The 18644-nt window shown below is 31.9% G+C and carries 21 protein-coding genes, 1 tRNA gene and 2 riboswitches; of the genes, 13 read left to right on the plus strand and 9 right to left on the minus strand.

Translation table 11 applies throughout. The features are described from left to right. Positions 1 to 79: 79 nt before the first annotated feature. The 5 genes from AC0LWJ_RS00860 to AC0LWJ_RS00880 form a co-directional block, all read right to left on the minus strand. Positions 80 to 745 carry an ATP-binding cassette domain-containing protein gene (locus AC0LWJ_RS00860; RefSeq protein ID WP_474238235.1) on the minus strand — a complete coding sequence of 222 codons (666 nt, stop codon included), beginning with the start codon at positions 743 to 745 and terminating at the stop codon, positions 80 to 82. A gap of 39 nt (positions 746 to 784) precedes the next feature. Then, entirely contained in the window at positions 785 to 1513 is a 729-nt protein-coding gene (locus AC0LWJ_RS00865; protein ID WP_503031433.1) for a Rossmann-like domain-containing protein, read from the minus strand. Between the two features lie 31 nt (positions 1514 to 1544). Next, complete coding sequence (modB, locus tag AC0LWJ_RS00870) at positions 1545 to 2225, minus strand: molybdate ABC transporter permease subunit (RefSeq protein WP_503031451.1); 681 nt, start codon at positions 2223 to 2225, stop codon at positions 1545 to 1547. Positions 2226 to 2252: 27 nt separating this feature from the next. Further along, on the minus strand, positions 2253 to 3077 hold the full coding sequence (gene modA / locus AC0LWJ_RS00875; RefSeq protein WP_474239585.1) for a molybdate ABC transporter substrate-binding protein: 825 nt from the start codon (positions 3075 to 3077) through the stop codon (positions 2253 to 2255). 195 nt (positions 3078 to 3272) lie between these two features. Beyond that, positions 3273 to 3397, minus strand: a riboswitch (molybdenum cofactor riboswitch). Between the two features lie 33 nt (positions 3398 to 3430). Next, on the minus strand, positions 3431 to 4009 hold the full coding sequence (locus AC0LWJ_RS00880; protein ID WP_474239587.1) for a 4Fe-4S dicluster domain-containing protein: 579 nt from the start codon (positions 4007 to 4009) through the stop codon (positions 3431 to 3433). A gap of 274 nt (positions 4010 to 4283) precedes the next feature. On the opposite strand from AC0LWJ_RS00880, the gene AC0LWJ_RS00885 reads away from it, so the two are divergent. Further along, on the plus strand, positions 4284 to 5420 hold the full coding sequence (locus AC0LWJ_RS00885; RefSeq protein ID WP_474239589.1) for a GerMN domain-containing protein: 1137 nt from the start codon (positions 4284 to 4286) through the stop codon (positions 5418 to 5420). Between the two features lie 10 nt (positions 5421 to 5430). Here the strand turns inward: AC0LWJ_RS00885 and yyaC are convergent, their stop codons facing one another. Further along, positions 5431 to 5952, minus strand: coding sequence for a spore protease YyaC (yyaC, locus tag AC0LWJ_RS00890; protein ID WP_474239591.1), 522 nt, complete (start codon positions 5950 to 5952; stop codon positions 5431 to 5433). Positions 5953 to 6024: 72 nt separating this feature from the next. Between yyaC and AC0LWJ_RS00895 the strand changes: the two genes are divergently transcribed. The 8 genes from AC0LWJ_RS00895 (at position 6025) to AC0LWJ_RS00930 (ending at position 12895) form a co-directional block, all read left to right on the plus strand. Beyond that, on the plus strand, positions 6025 to 6720 hold the full coding sequence (locus AC0LWJ_RS00895; RefSeq protein ID WP_474239593.1) for a hypothetical protein: 696 nt from the start codon (positions 6025 to 6027) through the stop codon (positions 6718 to 6720). A 128-nt stretch (positions 6721 to 6848) separates the two neighbouring features. Further along, a riboswitch (TPP riboswitch) is annotated at positions 6849 to 6951 on the plus strand. 46 nt (positions 6952 to 6997) lie between these two features. Then, positions 6998 to 7198, plus strand: a complete 201-nt coding sequence (gene thiS / locus AC0LWJ_RS00900; RefSeq protein ID WP_474239595.1) for a sulfur carrier protein ThiS — start codon at positions 6998 to 7000, stop codon at positions 7196 to 7198. Between the two features lie 2 nt (positions 7199 to 7200). Further along, positions 7201 to 7971 carry a thiazole synthase gene (locus tag AC0LWJ_RS00905; RefSeq protein WP_474239597.1) on the plus strand — a complete coding sequence of 257 codons (771 nt, stop codon included), beginning with the start codon at positions 7201 to 7203 and terminating at the stop codon, positions 7969 to 7971. Positions 7972 to 7986: 15 nt separating this feature from the next. Further along, positions 7987 to 9099, plus strand: coding sequence for a 2-iminoacetate synthase ThiH (gene thiH / locus AC0LWJ_RS00910; RefSeq protein ID WP_474239599.1), 1113 nt, complete (start codon positions 7987 to 7989; stop codon positions 9097 to 9099). Positions 9100 to 9114: 15 nt separating this feature from the next. Next, a complete protein-coding gene (gene thiE, locus AC0LWJ_RS00915; protein WP_474239601.1) occupies positions 9115 to 9747 on the plus strand; it encodes a thiamine phosphate synthase in 633 nt (210 codons plus the stop codon). Beyond that, the gene (locus AC0LWJ_RS00920) at positions 9744 to 10532 is read left to right on the plus strand and encodes a HesA/MoeB/ThiF family protein (RefSeq protein ID WP_474239602.1); all 789 of its coding nucleotides are present in this window, start codon (positions 9744 to 9746) and stop codon (positions 10530 to 10532) included. The genes thiE and AC0LWJ_RS00920 overlap by 4 nt, the downstream gene beginning before the upstream one ends. Before the next feature lie 19 nt (positions 10533 to 10551). Further along, positions 10552 to 12243, plus strand: coding sequence for a B12-binding domain-containing radical SAM protein (locus AC0LWJ_RS00925; protein WP_474239604.1), 1692 nt, complete (start codon positions 10552 to 10554; stop codon positions 12241 to 12243). 127 nt (positions 12244 to 12370) lie between these two features. Continuing rightward, entirely contained in the window at positions 12371 to 12895 is a 525-nt protein-coding gene (locus tag AC0LWJ_RS00930; protein ID WP_474239605.1) for an O-acetyl-ADP-ribose deacetylase, read from the plus strand. A gap of 21 nt (positions 12896 to 12916) precedes the next feature. Here the strand turns inward: AC0LWJ_RS00930 and AC0LWJ_RS00935 are convergent, their stop codons facing one another. Beyond that, positions 12917 to 13723 (minus strand): undecaprenyl-diphosphate phosphatase, encoded by an 807-nt coding sequence (locus AC0LWJ_RS00935; protein WP_474239607.1) that lies wholly within the window; start codon positions 13721 to 13723, stop codon positions 12917 to 12919. Between the two features lie 153 nt (positions 13724 to 13876). On the opposite strand from AC0LWJ_RS00935, the gene AC0LWJ_RS00940 reads away from it, so the two are divergent. After that, on the plus strand, positions 13877 to 14146 hold the full coding sequence (locus AC0LWJ_RS00940) for a pro-sigmaK processing inhibitor BofA family protein (protein WP_474239609.1): 270 nt from the start codon (positions 13877 to 13879) through the stop codon (positions 14144 to 14146). 45 nt (positions 14147 to 14191) lie between these two features. Here the strand turns inward: AC0LWJ_RS00940 and AC0LWJ_RS00945 are convergent. Next, a tRNA-Arg gene (locus tag AC0LWJ_RS00945) sits at positions 14192 to 14267 on the minus strand. A gap of 250 nt (positions 14268 to 14517) precedes the next feature. On the opposite strand from AC0LWJ_RS00945, the gene rodA reads away from it, so the two are divergent. Together rodA and AC0LWJ_RS00955 are read left to right on the plus strand one after the other, a co-directional pair. Next, the gene (rodA, locus tag AC0LWJ_RS00950; RefSeq protein WP_474239611.1) at positions 14518 to 15615 is read left to right on the plus strand and encodes a rod shape-determining protein RodA; all 1098 of its coding nucleotides are present in this window, start codon (positions 14518 to 14520) and stop codon (positions 15613 to 15615) included. A 75-nt stretch (positions 15616 to 15690) separates the two neighbouring features. Then, entirely contained in the window at positions 15691 to 16695 is a 1005-nt protein-coding gene (locus AC0LWJ_RS00955) for a potassium channel family protein (RefSeq protein ID WP_474239612.1), read from the plus strand. Between the two features lie 48 nt (positions 16696 to 16743). On the opposite strand, the gene AC0LWJ_RS00960 is transcribed toward AC0LWJ_RS00955, so the two are convergent. Beyond that, on the minus strand, positions 16744 to 17166 hold the full coding sequence (locus AC0LWJ_RS00960; RefSeq protein WP_474239614.1) for an Hsp20/alpha crystallin family protein: 423 nt from the start codon (positions 17164 to 17166) through the stop codon (positions 16744 to 16746). Positions 17167 to 17520: 354 nt separating this feature from the next. Here AC0LWJ_RS00960 and AC0LWJ_RS00965 point away from each other — a divergent pair, with 354 nt between their 5' ends. After that, positions 17521 to 18609 carry a zinc-dependent alcohol dehydrogenase family protein gene (locus tag AC0LWJ_RS00965; protein WP_474239616.1) on the plus strand — a complete coding sequence of 363 codons (1089 nt, stop codon included), beginning with the start codon at positions 17521 to 17523 and terminating at the stop codon, positions 18607 to 18609. Positions 18610 to 18644 lie beyond the last annotated feature (35 nt).

The following is an 18644-nucleotide window of genomic DNA, read 5'->3' on the forward strand; positions in this document are numbered from 1 at the left end:
CTTTCCATAAAATGTTACTTTCTTATATAATAACCTTTGTTCCCATAGCAACAGTGACAATAATCAACTGCATTGCCCATCAAGCACTTTGATTGAACTTCATTATTATTTCTCCCTTGTCTTCACCTTTTTCAGCCTTAAAAACATTATCGCCAAGCTCTGCTTCATATTGGTAGTGTGTAACCAAAACAAAAGGTATCTTCCACTGCCCATGAAGTTCCTTTATTTCTTTGCATAGCCTTTCCCTTAGCTTCCTGTCCATAGCTGAAAGGGGCTCATCCAGCAATAACAAATGAGGCTTTGTTATAAGGGTTCTTGCCAGGGCTACCCGCTGTTTTTCTCCGCCCGAAAGCTGAACTGGATATCTTTCAGCTAAATGAAATATATCAAATTTTTTAAGTATTTCATTAAGTTGTTTTTCTTTTTCATCTTTTGATAAATTTTTTACTCCGTATAAGATATTATTTTTTACTGTTAGATGATCAAAAAGGGCATATTCTTGAAATATATATCCGATACCCCGTTTGCTTGGAGGAAGATTGATTCGTTTTGATGAGGAAAAAAGGGTTTTCTCCCCTAATATTATCTCTCCGCAATCTGGCTTTTGAAAACCTGCAATACATTCTAAAACAGTTGTTTTGCCAGATCCTGAAGGTCCAACAAGAACCAAAATTTCTTTATCAACCAATAAGTCAACTTTAAGAACAAAATCAGGAAGCCTTTTTACAAATTTTACTTTAAGCATCTTTCATCACCTTTTTCCCTGCATATTAAGAAATCTATATCAATAAGAACAAGGGCAAAATCTTTCCCATCCCATTAATTTAGCAGCCCCGGCAGCCGTTGTCCCAAAAAAGATCAAAGGTTTTCGGACCTTTAAAATATTCTCAATCGTTCCATTAACAACAACACTCCCTGTTACCAATGCTATATCGCACCATTCTATTGCATCCTTATAATCTTTCTCTCCATCCAGTATCAAAACACCCCTTTTTTCTTTACCTATGTTATCTTTATCCAGGTCGAGCACTTTAACAGGAAATTTGGAGGCACAGGCTTCTACTAACGCAGGTTGCAGCCCCACAAAGCATATACGCGGTTGTCCGTATTTTTCAATAATGAAAGGAACTATTTTCTGAGCACAGTTTTCTAAATCGTTGTTTTTACAGTGTACTGTGTGATCAGATAAACCCAGATACCGCATAATTGCATTTAAGGATGAAATAAAAATAGCTCTTTCAAAGTTGTTTTTAAGTGGAAGTTCCAGTATCTTTTCAATAGAACCATGAAAATCATTTAATGAATCAGTAAATGCCTGTCCATAAGAACCTTTAAATTCTGCCTGCATAAGTTTTTCTTTACCCTTTAAAATAACATAATCCTTACGTTTTGTAATGCCAATAGCATCTTTCGGAGAAAGCAGGCAGGCTTTAATCTCAACATTTTCGTTCAATAACCTATTTTCATCAACAATTTCCCTTAACTTGGACTTTAAGTTATTGTAAAAATCCATAAATCTATCTCCTCACATAATTAATTTCAGATTATTTTCTTCCTTTTTCTGTATAATGCAAAATTTTCTTTTTTGAGAGCCAGTTTATGTAATATATTAAACCAAAAGATAATAAAAGAATTACAATGACAAAATATCCGGCGGTTTTGTAATCTCCCCCCTCTGCTGCAAAATAAATTGCTATTGGCATTGTCTGAGTCTTGCCTGGGATATTACCTGCAATCATCAATGTTGCTCCAAACTCACCAATAGCTCTCGCAAATGAAAGAACTATACCCGATAGAATACCAGGCCAGGCAAGAGGCATGGTAACAGTACAAAGAACCCTAAACTCATTTGCACCTAAAATACGAGCAGCCTGTTCTTGCTTAATATCTACGCTTTCAAAAGCTGCTTTTGCACTCTTATACATGAGCGGAAAGGCGACTATAGAAGATGCAATTACAGCAGCCCACCATGTAAACAGCAATTGACCGTTAAATATTTTCTTAATGAGAAAACCTATTGGTCCATTTCTCCCTATGAGTACAAGAAGAATAAAACCCGTAACCGTTGGGGGCAAAACCAATGGCAAACATAAAAAGGTTTCCAAGATTTCCTTTCCTGAAAAATTTTTTATTAAAAAAAAACGTGCAAGAGATATTGCTATTATAAAATTAATAACTGTTGCTATTATTGATACTTTTATTGATAAGAATATAGGATATATCATTTTTGGACTCCTTCTTTTGGTTTGGATTTATTGTTTTTGTTCTAAAGGTATAAATCCAAATTTTTTGAAAATTTTTGATGCTTCTTGACCTTTGAGATAGTTAAGAAAATCAAGAGCTGTTTCTTTTTCCTTGCTGTTATTTATAACTGCTCCTCTGAAGAAAACAGGAGGACAGGAATTTTCAGGTGCTTCTGCGGCAATCCTAATCTTATTATCATTTGTAGTATTTGATTTCCATATAAATCCGGCATCCACATTTCCTGTTTCTACATAAGCTCTGATTTCTTGTATATCCTTTGCAAAAATAAGTTTAGATTTTACTTTATCCCAAAGTCCTAAGCTTATCAAAGCTTTTTTAGCCCATTCACCGCCAGGTACAACAGCAGGATCTCCAATGGCAATTTTATTAACTTCAGGTGAAGTAAGGTCTTCAAAGCTTTTTACTTTCTGGCTGTCTTTTGGCGTAATAAGAACCAGTTTATCAGATAAAATCTTTTTTTCTGTTGCTTTATCAATCAAATTTTCACTTCGTAATATATTCCATTGTTTTTCTCCGGGACCTATAAGTATATCACAATATGCTCCCTGTTCAATTTGCTGTTGTAAGGTACCAAGACCAGCGAAATTGAAGGAAAATTTTACATCGGGATGAATTTGGCTGTATTTTTTTGACACCTCCGGCAGTGCATCTTTAAGTCCAGCTCCTGCAAATACCATGATGCTTTTTGTATTTGAATTTTTCGTTTTATCGGCAGGTGTATTTGTCTTTTTTTGTCCACACCCTCCAAAAAATAATAAAGTCAATAATCCGCATACCAATAAAAATATCCATTTAATTTTAATTTTTCTCATCTTATTTCTCCTCCTTAAAATATTTTAAATATTTTCGGTAACATCTATTGTTTTATATATCTGAATTTCAAGAGATAATATATTTCTCTTAAAAATTCATTCAAGATTTATTAAATAAAAAAGCACCTCAAGAAAGGTGCAAAGCCACTACTAAATAAAAGGTAAAAATACCAAATCAAAGCATTTTCATCTTCTATTAGTGAATCCTTTCTCCTTTCCAAACAGGAGGCATTAACGTTTCCCTTAATACCCTATCGGTTCTTATTTCATAGCAAGATATAACTTACTTTAGAAATAAGGACTCGGAGATTTTAAATTTTTAATTATGACTATAATTAATTTTCGCCTTAAATTTAAATAAAAGGCAAAGCTGTTGTTACTTTTTTCCTTTTTTCTTTAATCGAATTTACCAGCATATTTGGTTTTACTAATCTTAAAGCATTTGTTGGACATACCTCTACACATGCAGGACCATTTTCTCTGTCTATGCACAAATCACATTTATTAGCAATTATTCTTTCTTTGTTGTACATATTTGAATTTTCTACAATCTTTAAATTTTCTTGTATATTTTTTTTACCGTTTACATATTCTGTTATAAAATCTATAGCACCAAAAGGACATGCAAGCAAGCAGTTTTTACAACCAATACAAATTTGGTTATTAATTTGTATTGTATTATTTTTTCTTACAATAGCTCCAACCGGACAGACATTTGCACAGGGGGCGTCCTCACAATGTCGACACTGTATTGGAGAGGTTACTGTTGCTGTTTTAATTACATTTAAACGCTGATTGAATTGAATATCATCTGTTCCTTCAGATAGCGGATTCCCTTCAAGATGTGCTAATGCACATGCTATTTCACATGTTCTGCATCCAATGCATCTATTAGGGTTAGCAATAACAAATGCATTTAAATTATTTTTCATTTTATTTCCTCCTTTTACAAAAGAATAAAATATTCACTATATAATTTGTTTCAATCAATTGTTTGAATTTCTTAAAGCAATGGAAGTACATTTGTTTTTATTATACAATATTTTTTTTTATAAAGCAATTAAGTTAGGGAAAAATTCGATTGAGAAATATATTATGAATTATTTTTTAAAAATAATAATAATATTTCATTATTTTTATAGATTTTTATTTCATTTCTATTCTGTTATAATATTTATATATTAGTTTAATAGGGGGTAGAGTATCGTGAAAAAAAATTTATTGATTATATTTTTTATTATTGTAGTTTTATTTTCGGGATGTTCTTCAAAATCAAATCCCGAGCAAAACACTGCCGTAAGCCCTAATACAGCACAGGAAAGCATAAAAACTGTTTCACTTTATTTCTTAAATGACAAAAGTAATGGTTTAAATATGGAAACGAGGGATATACCGCAAAATTCAGATGTTTTAAAACAGGTATTTAAAGAGCTTGTTAATGGACCAAAAGATGAGTTTTCAAAACCGATAATTCCTGATGGTACAAAACTGATTTCTGCTCAGTTGAAAGATTCGACAGCATATATAAATTTTTCAAAAGATTATGTAACAAATATGCCTGAAAATACGGCAAAATTTAGAATTTGCGCTTTAGTTAATACACTTACAGGTTTGTCAGATATAAATAGGGTTCAGATACTTATTGAAGGGAATAAGGTTAATTCCATTAAAGGTTATACAATAGGTTTAGGTCCTCTAAAAAGGACAGTAATAACAGGAGAAGTGTATAATAATAAATCAAGGGTTAAAAAATTACAGGACAATACGAAACTTGGTAAGGAAACATGGAGGCTTGATCCATTAAAGGTTGTACAAATGGAAGGAGGGATTGTTGGCTTTGATAGCAATGACCAATTTACACTACAATCAAAAGAGAATGGAAAAGCAGTTATAAATGCGATGCATAACAACAAGGCATATGTTATCACATTAATACAGCCTGAGGGTGTTGGTGAAAACAATATATGGGTAATAAGTGATGTTAATGCACAACTTATAAAGATTTCCGAAACAGACCCATCCAAAGGGGAAACATTTATTTATGGTGTAGTAAAGGGAATTAATCCTGATACAAGGGTTTTAACCATTGAAAGGGAATATCAGGATGCACCGGATATGAATAACAAAGTGGGACCTGATGTAAAAGTGCTGCCAGATGCTGTAATACATTTTCAGGAAAAGATAGGTTACGACAGTCAGGGAGGGTATAAATATTCAGAAAAAGATATAAGCTTTGACGATATAAAAATCGGTGATGAACTGGGTATGATATTAACAAAAAATAAGGAGGCAAGAGCTATAATTGTATCTGACAAAAGAAAATTACCTCTTAATTCAAAATAATCTCTTTTTTCTAAAGATGGGGTGTAGTCAAAAATAAGGCTTTTTGCAGGCTTAAAGCAATAACTTCCGCCATTTCAAAGACAAAACCTAATCTTGTATTATATGGTGGAATCATGTCGTACACGTCAATTATTCCTATTATTGAGATATCGCCAACAGGCGGTATTTTTTTGCCTATTCCCTTGCCGGGGTATAAGGGTGATTTTTTTATTGATATTTTGCCGATGCTTTCTTCATCGCCAAGGCATGCATCTATGGCAATTATATTGCTATATGTATAATTCTTTCTTATAAAATTTATATTATCAGCAAGGTTTTTGGCATGAACAGGTTTTTTTAAAGTACCATATACATAAGGACCTTTAATCATCTTAGTGAGCATATTGCCAACAATGGGACCAAGTGAATCGGTGATACATTTGTCTGTTCCAATACATAAAATTACTGAATTTTGATTAATAAATCCGCATAAATATTCTGACAATACATTAATAGCATCTTTATTATTGTATTTAATACGCAATTCATCCATCCTTATGCCTCCAATCCCGTATAAATTAATTTAATTAAGCAATAATATATTTTGACTGAAAGGAGTGATTAAATGAATAAGACATTTGTATATTGTATTATTTTATTAATGTCTACAGCCTTCAGTATTATACTTATGCTAAGTTTTGAAGCAAAAGAACCATTAGTACTTAAAAAAGAAATCGAAAACCCTGATAGTACATATTTTAATTATTATGAAAATGATACTGTTTCTGTATTTGAAAAACAAAAACCTGTCGGCTCATTATCGTCTTCTTCTTTGAAGAAGACGAAGAAAGTAGGACTAAGAGAAGAAAAATCCGGAGAATCATTTAGAGTAAATCAAGATGAAAATGATAGAAAAAAAATTACAGATGAAAAAACAAATGAAATAAAAAAAGAGATGTTACAAAAACTTATCCAAGAAAGAAAAAGGGAAAATTCAAATGATGCTGAGAATGGCATAAAAGAAGATAAAAGCAACAATGATGATAATGCTTTAAGCAGCTTTGTTGTAACACCAGAAAAGATTCAAAAGGCACAGAAAGAAATGGGATTTTTAGAGAAAGCAAAAGTACTAAATCTTATTGTTAAAATAGGACCGCAAGGTGTGTCGGAGATAAGCAAAATATCGCAAAAAGGTATATCACCAGAAAAAAATATCAAGATAATGAATGTTTTAAAAGAACATTTGTCTGATGATGATATCAATTTTGTTATGAATATGGCAAACAAATATTTTAGAAAAGATAATACGGTAAAATATTAAGTATAATCAAGCGTGATTCAAAATAAAGAATTTATGTTGATTTCTAATGAAAGAAGTAATATAATATTATAAAAGCAAAGGCGATGAAAGTTTTTACCATATGTTAAGTTATAGCATTTAAAAACTGAATATTGAGGCTGGGGTGCCGAAAGGCTGAGAAAGGGCTCAGGCTCTTAACCCATAAAACCTGATATAGTTAGTACTATCGTAGGGAGCCATTGTTTTTATGAGAGGTTCACTTACGTGAGCTTTTTGTTTTATCTTAGGAGGGGGTTGTATGAGGTTAAAACTCAATGGTGAAGAAGTATTAATAAATAAGGAAATGACCCTTTTAGAATTTCTCTCATTGAAAGGCATAAATCCTGATACAGTTGTTGTTGAGTACAATTATGATATTGTCAAAAGAGAAAAATGGTCTCAAATAATTTTAAAGGAAAATGACAATTTAGAAGTTGTAAGATTTGTAGGAGGTGGATAGTTATGGAAGATGAATTGATAATCGGTAATAAGAAAATAACAAATAGGTTGTTTATTGGTACAGGTAAATTTCCTGATGACAGCCTTATACCAGATGTAATCAAGAAATCCGGTGCACAGGTTGTCACCGTTGCTGTGAGAAGAGTGGATTTTGGCAAAACTAAAGAAGATATGACAAATTATATACCTGACAACTGTATTCTGATGCCTAATACATCTGGTGCAAGAAATGCTGATGAAGCGGTAAGGATAGCACGTCTTGCAAGAGCTATGGGAGCAGGAAACTGGATAAAAATTGAGGTTATATCTGATAATAAATATTTACTGCCAGATAATATAGAAACAATAAAAGCAACAGAAGTACTTGCTAAGGAAGGGTTTGTTGTTTTGCCTTATGTAAGTCCCGACCTTATGGTGGCGAAAAGGCTTAGAGATGTAGGCGCTGCTGCGGTTATGCCCCTTGGGGCACCTATTGGAACAAATAGAGGGCTTAAAACCAAAGAGCTTGTTCAAATAATGATTGATGAAATAGACCTTCCAATTATTGTTGATGCAGGAATAGGTAGACCTCATGAAGCATGCGAAGCTATGGAAATGGGGGCATCAGCAGTTCTTGTAAATACAGCGATTGCAACGGCTGGTGATCCGGTATTTATGGCAGAGGCTTTCAGTAATGCCGTAAAAGCCGGGAGAATAGCATATATTTCAGGTATTGGTGCTGTAAAGAAGTATGCTGAAGCATCATCGCCATTAACAGGATTTCTAAATTTATAAAAGAAGGTAATAAATATGACTTTTTATGACGAGTATATTAGATACAGGAATTTTAATTTTGAAGGTTTTTTTAATAGTATTTCAGATTATGATATAGAAAAGGTAATATCAAAAGATAAACTGAATATATATGATTTTCTTGCTCTTTTATCACCAAATGCTGAAAAATATCTTGAGATAATGGCACAAAAGGCTCATAGGGTGACGATTCAAAATTTTGGGAGAGTAATACTTTTATATATACCAATGTATCTTGCAAATTATTGTATAAACAAATGTGCTTATTGTGGATATAATGCCGATAATAAGATAAAAAGGAATATTATGTCAATAGAAGATGTAAGACATGAAGCAGAGCTAATAAGTCAAAAAGGTTTTAGACATATATTGATACTGACAGGTGAGTCGAGGGCAAAAACACCGGTTTCATATATAAAGACTTGCGCGGCTGTCTTAAAGGAATACTTTTCGTCCATTTGTATAGAGATTTATCCATTAAAGGAAAAAGAATATGAAGAATTAGTTCATGCAGGTGTTGATTCTATTACGATATATCAGGAAACATATGATGAAAAGACATATGATGAAGTTCACCTATCGGGTCCAAAGAAAAATTACAAATACAGGCTTGAAACACCAGACAGGGCATGCAGGGCAGGAATAAAAAATGTAAATATAGGTGCCTTGCTGGGATTGAATGACTGGAGAAAGGATGTATTCTATACGGCATTGCATGCGAAATATCTGCAAGACAAATATGGTGATGTTGATGTAGGTGTATCTGTACCAAGGATAAAACCGCATATCGGAGCTTTTCAGCCGAAATCAAATGTATCGGATAAAAATCTCGTACAAATCATCCTTTCCTTTAGGATTTTTATGCCAAGACTTGGAATTTCATTATCAACAAGAGAAAATGCAGATTTAAGGAATAATCTTATACCCCTTGGTATAACAAAATTTTCTGCTGAATCTTCAACAAAGGTCGGAGGATATCTTGAAGAGAAGGAATATGAGGACTCAGGTCAATTTGAGGTATCTGACAATAGAAGCCTTGAAGAAATTGTTGAAATGATTCGTAGTTCGGGATATCAACCTATTTTTAAGGATTGGGAAAATGTCATATAAATTTGAGGTGAAATGATGGGGAAAAATGTACTTGATACAGATATTTATTGCATAACAGCCGAAGAATATTCCAAAGGGAGAGATAATATTCAGGTTGTTAAGGATATGATTGAAGCAGGTATTAAAATCATACAGTATCGTGAAAAAGAAAAAAAAATGTTGTATAAATACAATGAATGTGTTGAATTGAGGAAAATGACAAAAGATGCCGGCGTAACATTTATAATAGATGATGATATAGACCTTGCATTAGCAGTCAAGGCAGACGGTGTCCATATTGGGCAGGAAGATATGCCTATTGAGAGGGTAAGAGAGATTGTTGGAAACGATGTAATTATCGGTCTTTCTACACATTCGCCGGAGCAAGCCTTAGAAGCGGTTAAAAGAGGTGCTGATTATATAGGTGTTGGACCTATATTTCCTACAAAGACTAAAAAAGATGTTTGTGATGCGGTTGGTCTTGAATATCTTGATTTTGTTGTAAAAAATATTGATATACCTTTTGTTGCAATAGGCGGTATAAAAGAAGGTAATATCAAAGAAGTAAAAAAACATGGTGCAAAATGTATGGCTTTAGTTACTGAGATAGTAGGTGCTGATGATATAAAAGGGAAAATCAATAAATTGAGAGCTATATTAAAGGAATGATATATGTGGATGAACAAATATTAAGGTATTCCAGGCAGATAATACTTAAGGACATAGGGCTTGAAGGTCAAAAAAAGCTTTTAATGTCAAAAGTGCTGGTTATAGGTGCGGGTGGTCTTGGCTCTCCAGCTATATACTATCTTGCAGCCTGTGGAATCGGAACTATTGGAATTGTGGATTTTGATGTCGTTGGAATATCAAATCTTAACAGGCAAATAATACATTCAACGGATGATCTGGGCAAATATAAGGCAGATTCAGCGGAAGAAAAGGTTAAAAAGCTTAATCCTGACGTGGATATCCTAAAATATAAAACAAGGATTACGCCTGATAATATAGAAGATATAATAAAGGATTATGATGTTATAATAGATGCATCTGATAATTTTCCAACGAGATATCTTATTAATGATGCATGTTTTTTCTTAGATAAGCCTCTTATAGAAGCAGGTGCAATAGAATTTGAGGGGATTGTTATGACCATTATCCCAGGTAAGGGACCTTGTTACCGCTGTTTATACCATGAGGTGCCAAAAGACGACGCAGCAGCAAAACCGGCAGATAGTGGGATACTGGGGATGGTAGCAGGTGTAATAGGTTCTATTCAATCATTAGAAGCTGTGAAAATAATATTAAATATAGGCAGGAATTTATCTGGGCGTGTTTTAACGTTTGATGCACTTAATCTTAAATTTAGGGATATAAATTGGCATAGAAGAGATACTTGCCCACTTTGCGGGAAAAATCCTACTATAAAAAATTTAAAATATGGGAAAAAATTGTAAAATTACAAGAGGGGTCATAATGAATACATTATTGGTTGGTCTTAATGCCAAGTTTTATCATACAAACCTTGCGATAAGAAATATTAAAAAGTATTGCGGCTTTTCAAATATTGATATTTTTGAAGCAACAATTAATGACAATATAGATTATGTATTGGAAAAAACACTTGAAACAGGTGCCGATATTATTGGATTTTCATGTTATATCTGGAATATTGAAATGGTTCTTTATCTATCTGAAAATATTAAAAAGATAAATCCGGAAATTATTATTATATTTGGCGGACCAGAGGTTTCATATGATATATTAAATCTTCTTAAAAACAATTTTGTAGATTATATAGTAATTGGGGAAGGTGAAAGGGCTTTTAAAGAATTATTGTATGGTTTAGAAGGTAAAATTGATATAAATAAAATAAATGGGATTGCATATTGTGTAGATGGGAAGATTATTGTTCAATCATGGGAAGATTACGTAAATTTAGATGAAATACCTATGGCATATGAAAAAGATGAGGATTTAAATAACAGGCTCGTATATTATGAAACATCAAGGGGATGTCCTTTCAGGTGTAGTTATTGTCTTTCATCACTTGATAATAAATTAAGATACGTCAGTATTGACAAGGTTAGACAAGATTTAAAATGGTTTTCAGATAAAAAGGTAAAAATAGTTAAGCTTATAGACCGTTCCTTTAATTCCAACCTTAAAAGAGCTGAAGATATTCTATCTTGTATAAAAGCACTGCCAGAAGGCACTATTTTTCATTTTGAAATAAACCCTGAGCTTGTAAACAGAGAGTTTATAAAAAGCTTAAAAGGATTAGAAGATAGAATTCAATTTGAAGTAGGTGTGCAGACTACAAATCCCCAAAGTTTAGAGGAAATATCCAGAACATCGGATGTTAAAAGGACATTGGAGGGAGTAAAAATGTTGCATGATGCTGGTATTAAGCTTCATGTGGATTTAATAGCGGGGCTTCCTTTTGATAATTTTTTTACCTTCAGCAGTTCTTTTGATGATGTATATAATCTTAATCCAAATGAAATACAGCTGGGATTTTTAAAACTTTTAAAAGGGACTTTGTTAAGGGAAAAAGCTGAGAAATATGGCATTGTATATGATAGTAAACCACCTTATGAGATATTATACAATAAAGATATTAATTATCAGGAGCTTAGAATATTGAAGGGAATAGCATTCCTTGTAAATAAATATTATAATTCGGGAAAGTTTGTAAATACGCTTAAATATTTAACAGATAAATTTAATAGACCTTTTGAATTTTATTTATCATTATATAAATATTGGAAGGATAATGAATTGATATATAAAAACCATTCATTAAAGTCTTTATATGACATTATTTATGAATTTAGTAAAAAGCATATGGATGTTGATATACATCTTTTAAAAGATCTGATTAAATTTGACTTTATGTATTTCAACAAGGATAAAGAATTGCCGGTTCGTTTAAAGGATTCAGATAAAAATATGTTAAATTATATTAAAAATTATATACGGGATGAAGATTGGTTAAAGGATAATTTACCTCAGGTTTTATGTCTTTCAAGCCTTGATAGGGCTAAAAAAATCTCGTATGGATATTTTAAATATGATATAGCTGATGAAAACAAAAAGAAGGATCTTTGCTGTATTTTTTTTCATGACATAAATAAAACTTATTTTACAAAGGTTGATATACATTAAAAAATTTATAAAATCAGAACCAAATAAAGTAAATTTTACCTATCAACTTGATTTGTTCTATTAATTTATGTATACTTAATGTATTGTTTAATATATATATATCTTGTAGGAAATTGGGGTGATTTAAATGAAGGATAAGATAAAGATATTTAAGGGAGATATTGTAGAACAGGATGTTGATGCAATTGTAAATGCAGCTAATTCCGGATTACTCGGCGGCGGAGGTGTTGACGGTGCGATTCACAAAGCCGGGGGTTACATAATTGATGAAGAGTGTAAAGCTATAAGAGAAAAACAAGGGAAGTGTCCAACGGGGAATGCTGTAATAACAAGCGGAGGAAATTTAAAAGCAAAATATGTTATACATGCTGTAGGACCCGTATGGGAAGGTGGGAAAAATAATGAAGATAATTTATTGGCAAGTGCTTATATAGAGAGTCTTAAAATAGCTGATAACTGTAAACTTAAGGTGATTGCTTTTCCATCAATAAGTACAGGAGTATATGGATTTCCGGTTGAAAGAGCTGCAAGGATAGCACTTAGGGCGGTTTCTGATTATCTTGATAAAAGCGATATTAAGGAAGTCAGATTTATTTTGCATAATGATAAGGATTACGATGTATACTTAAAAGTATTTAATGAAATGGATTAAGCAGACCTTAAGCAGTCTGCTTTATTTAATAATGCCTTTTATTATCAAAATAATCATAACGATACCAACTATCAATCTATAATATGCAAATGGTTTTAAAGAATGTTTACTAAGATAGGAAAGAAATTTATCAATAACAATTAATGCTACTATAAATGACATTATAAATCCTACTGCCAGTGCTTCCCATTCTAACATTGTCATGTATGTAATATTTTTCAATAGGTCAAAAGCAGTTGCTGCGAACATTGTAGGTATTGCTAAAAAGAAGGAAAATTCTGCTGCGGTTTTAACAGTCAGACCCACCATCATTCCACCCATTATAGTGGAGGCAGACCTTGACATACCGGGAAATAAAGACATACATTGTGCAACACCGATCCAGAAGGATTTTCTATTGTTTACCATATCTATATCATTTATTTTACTATCTTTGAAGGTATTTTCAACAATTATCATCATTATTGCACCGATTATTAGTGCAATTGATACAGTAAAAGATGAAAAGAGGTATTTATTTATATACTTAACTAAAGTAATACCTAAAATAGCGGATGGTATAAATGCAATAATTATCTTATACCATAATTTATAGCCCCATTTTCCGGGTGCTAAGTTCTTTAAAGAATTCCATATTTTTTCTCTATAATAATATACTACTGCAAGTATTGCACCAAGTTGTATAACTATTTCGAACATTTTTGCGTATTCACCTGTAAAATGAAGAAAATCTCCCATAATTATTAGGTGACCTGTAGAAGAAATCGGAAGAAATTCTGTTAAACCTTCAACGATTCCCATGATAAATGCTTTTAAAATTAGACTCATAAATATCAAAACTCCTTATTCTTAAGATTTAATACTACTTTATTTTATACTAATATGAGTCTTTATTCAACTTAATACCAATATTTTAATCTATTTTTAATTTATATAAATATGTTATAATAATATTCAAGGTATCGAGAAGGGAGTGATTTTATGATAGAAACTGGTATTTTATCATTTATAATGGGGATTATCGTTCTGGCATTTTTAGTATGGTTATTTGGAATATCCTTAAAAATTTTATTCAGATTTATAATTAACTCTATTATAGGTTTTGCATTTTTACTTATTTTTAATTTCTTTGGAGCAATTATAGGGATTCATCTTCCTATAACGATACTAACCTCATTTATTGTGGGTGTTTTTGGTATACCAGGAATATTAATTTTGATAATATTGAAATATGTATTTTGTATAATTTAACAAAAATAAATGTGAGTTGGTTCACGATTAAATTTGTTTAAATACTGGTGCGCCTGACAGGAGTTGAACCTGCGGCCTATTGATCCGGAGTCAATCGCTCTATCCACTGAGCTACAGGCGCATGTTTAATATTGCTGTATTTGCCTTAATTGAGATATTCTGATTGCTTCAAATATTATGCTGCCTATTCTATATAACATATTTTTTGCTTTATGTCAATGCTATTGGGTGGAAATTTTTGCATATTATTATATTGACAAATTTTTTGAGATATAAACATATAATAAATTAAAGGCAATTTTATTGGAACTTACAAACAGCGGTATAATATAATACGATATGTAATAAATATTTAGAAGGAGAAATAAACGGTGTTTAACAGAAGGCTTCTAAAAAATTTTGATTTTGGTTTGTTAATTACAGTAATATTAATCTCTGCATTAAGTATTATTGTCATTTCAAGTGCATCACATGCCGCTATGACGGGTTCTTATAAGAAGGTTGCAGTTCAGTTTGTGGCGATTATAGTAGGATTAATAAGTTTATTTATAGTGAATTTATTTGATTATAATATATATCCCAAATTTGCAACATATATTTATATTGCAAATATATTAGTATTATTGTCTGTTTTGTTTATTGGCAGGGTCAGTCATGGTGCAAGAAGTTGGATTTATATTGGACCAATTTGTATAGAACCAGCTGAATTTTCAAAACTTGCGTTAATAATAACATTGGCAAAAAAATTTAATGATATGGATGAGATAAAATCCTTTAAGGAATTATTAAGCCCTTTGGTACACGTGGGTATTCCATTTATAATTGTAATGCTGCAGCCGAATCTTGGTATGGCATTAGTTTTTTTAGCAATATTTATAGGGATGGTTTTTATTTCTGGCATAAAACCAAGGGTATTTACAGAGCTAATTGCGGCTGGTATTGCCTTTATGCCTATTGCATATGAAATACTAAAGCCGTATCAGCGTAATAGGCTTTTATCGTTTATAAATCCTAATCTTGATCCAATGGGGTCAGGATATCATGTTGTGCAATCAAAAATTGCTGTAGGTTCCGGTATGTTCTGGGGTAAGGGATTATTTAATGGAAGTCAGACCCAACTTTATTTTTTGCCAGAGGCTTGGACGGATTTTATTTTTTCTGTTATTAGTGAGGAACTTGGTTTTATCGGTGCATCTATTATCATTCTGCTCTATGGGATAATATTATATAAAGCATGGAGAATTGCATTTATGGCTAAGGATAAGTTTGGGAGGCTTGTTGCGGTAGGTATTTTATCAATGTTTTCTTTCCATATACTTGAGAATATAGGTATGACGATTGGTATTATGCCAGTTGCAGGAATTACGCTTCCATTTATGAGCTATGGGGGAAGTTCTATGGTTTTAGATATGATTGCAATAGGTATTTTATTGAATATTGGTATGCGTAGGCAAAAGATAAACTTTTAACCATGTTTTATAATAGATATACAATTTTTGATATATAAGGATATTAACTTAAGATAAAAAAGGAAGGTGCAGGGAGTGGAATCTTTAAAAAAGTTAGCAATTGCCTTTCAAGCATTGCTTGTTGTAATAGTTATCGGAATTATTGGGTTTATGTATTTAGAAAAATTCAATTTTTTGCAAGCAGCGTGGCTAACTATTACTACTATTTTTACCTTAGGATATGGGAATATTATCCCAAAGACAGTACCGGGATTGTATTTTAATATATTTTTAATTATAATTGGAGTGGGTTTAGCGGCTTATACCCTCAGTGAATTTGTAGGTGTAATAGTAGAAGGCAGGTTACAGGATGTTTTAGGGAGGAGAGAGATGTATAAAAAAATTATTCAATTAAATGACCATGTTATTATTTGCGGTGCTGGCAGAATTGGAGAAAATGTTATTGAGAGGCTGAAAAGAGAAAAAGTTCTTTTTGTGGTAATAGATAAAGATGAAAAAATAGTACAAAAACTTAGTGGTGATGGAGTATTAGTTATTCAAGGTGATGCTACAGAAGATTCAGTCTTAGAACAAGCAGGGATTAGAAAAGCAAAAGGACTAATTACTGCCTTAGCTACGGATGCTGACAACGTTTTTGTTACTTTAACTGCTAAGGGAATAAACCCCGATTTATTGGTGGTGGCGCGAGCTATACAAAAAGAATCTCAGGGAAAACTAATAAGGGCAGGAGCAGATAAAGTCATTTCTCCAACCATGATTGGAGGCATGAGAATGGCTGCTGCGGTTATAAAGCCTTTTATTGCCGAATTTATTGATACAATTCTTTATGAAAATGAAATGCCGTTGGCAATTGAGGAAATCAAGGTTAATTTCCCTTCTGAGATAATTGGTAGAGAATTAAAAAATTCTGGGATAAAAGAAAAAACCGGCTGCTTAATTATGGCTATCAAAAGAGGAAAAGAAATTTTACATAATCCAAATTCCAATGAAATTATCTTAGAAGGGGATTTGCTAATAGCTATTGGTAGCACTGAACAATTGGAAAAACTCGAGAAATTAGTATTGTTAACAAGAATATAGAAAAACGGGTTTTCTCAAAACCCGTTTTTCTATTATATATTTTTATTTTTAAGTAATAGGAATTTGCTTTTTTATCTGAACCTGTTCTTTTTTGGGAAGCAAAATCTTTAAAATACCATCCTTATATTCTGCATTGATTTTCTCTTGCTCTACATCTCCAATATAAAATCTACGTTCCATCTTTCCTGTATATCTTTCTCTTCTAATATAATTGCCTTTTTCTTCTTTCTTCTCCTCATTTTTTTCAGCTCTGATAATAAGATAATCATTGTCTATACCTAATTGAATATCCTCTTTTTTAAAGCCTGGTAATTCTGATTCGATGATATATTCTTTGTCCGTTTCTTTTATGTCTGTTTTGAAGGTATTAAAATGAACTGGAACCATATTGAATAAATCATTATTAAAGAAATCGTCAAATAGTGAAGGTAGGTCATCAGCCTTTCTTTTAGTTGGTATTAATCCAAACATATATATCACCCTCCTATTAATATTTTACATTTTCATTGTATTTTAATGTTTATAAAAGGTCAAATCTCATTAAGTAACAATAAAATTCGTTTAGTACTATTAAAGGCAAGTACATGAAAATAGAACTTATTTATTTAAAAAAATACAATTTATCTTTTATTTGCTTGTCCTTTCATTTTTTGTAATAAATATATTAATATTTTCATGAAATCAACAAAGTTTTTTAATTTTTTTATTTAAAGATGGCGATATTATTATAATTTTGTAGTATAATTAAATTTAAAGAGTTGGCAATTGACATATTTCAAGATATACTGTTTTGAAAATATATCAAACAAAAGGGGGCTGTTAAAGTTGGAAATAAAAAATTTTATCCCTATCCAATTCATAGAAGATGTCCTAAGGTCTTTGCGTTTAAAAAGGGTTCGAATGAAAGCATTTTTCATTAAAAGAATTGGCAAAGTAGAGGTAGTGCCGTTAGCACTTTTAAATGTACCAGTCCCAGAAATTTCAGAAGATGAAGTTTTAATTAAGGTTTTAGCCTGTGGAGTCTGTCATACTGAATTGGATGAAATTGAGGGCAGGAAAATTCCTAAAATTCCTGTTGTTCCAGGTCATGAAATAATTGGAAGGATTATTAGGATGGGGAGAAATGTTAAAAAATTTAGAATTGGTGACAGGGTTGGGGTTGCATGGATTAATTCTGCCTGTGGAAAATGCAAATTCTGCAAAGAGGGACTTGAAAATCTCTGCAATGAATTCAAAGCCACAGGATGTGATGTTAATGGAGGATATGCTGAATTTACAAAAGCAAAAGAAAATTTTGCGTACAAAATCCCTGATATTTTTACTGACGAGGAAGCTGCGCCCTTATTATGTGCAGGAGCAGTAGGTTTTAGATCGATTAAGCTTGCAGAAATTAAAGATGGTGAAACCGTTGCTCTTTTTGGATTTGGTGGATCAAACCACATTGTTTTTCAAGTTGTTAGGTATCTTTATCCACACTCTAAAATTTTTGTTTTTACAAGAAGAAAAAATGATGAGCCATATAACCTTGCTTTAAAAATGAAAGCAGATTGGGTAGGAGAAACAGGAGAAACACCTCCTCAAAAGTGCAATAAAGCAATTGATACAACTCCAAAAGGGGAAGTTGTAATTGAAGCATTAAAAATTCTTGAAAAAGGTGGAAGGGTTGTCATTAATGCTATTAGAAAAGAAACAAAAATACCGGAAATCAACTATGATACATTGCTCTGGGAAGAACGTGAAATAAAAAGTGTTGCTAATGTTACAAGTAGTGATGTAGAGGAATTCCTTAATATTGCAAAAGAGATACCGATAAAACCGGAGATTGTAAGATTTTCATTTGAAGAAGCAAACAAAGCCTTGGTCATGCTGAAAAGCGGAAAAATCAAAGGCGCAGCAGTTTTAAAAATAAATTAATTTATATATCAATAGGATAAAATACTATAAAGGAG

Source organism: Aceticella sp. 75b-Ac (genome assembly GCF_056032965.2).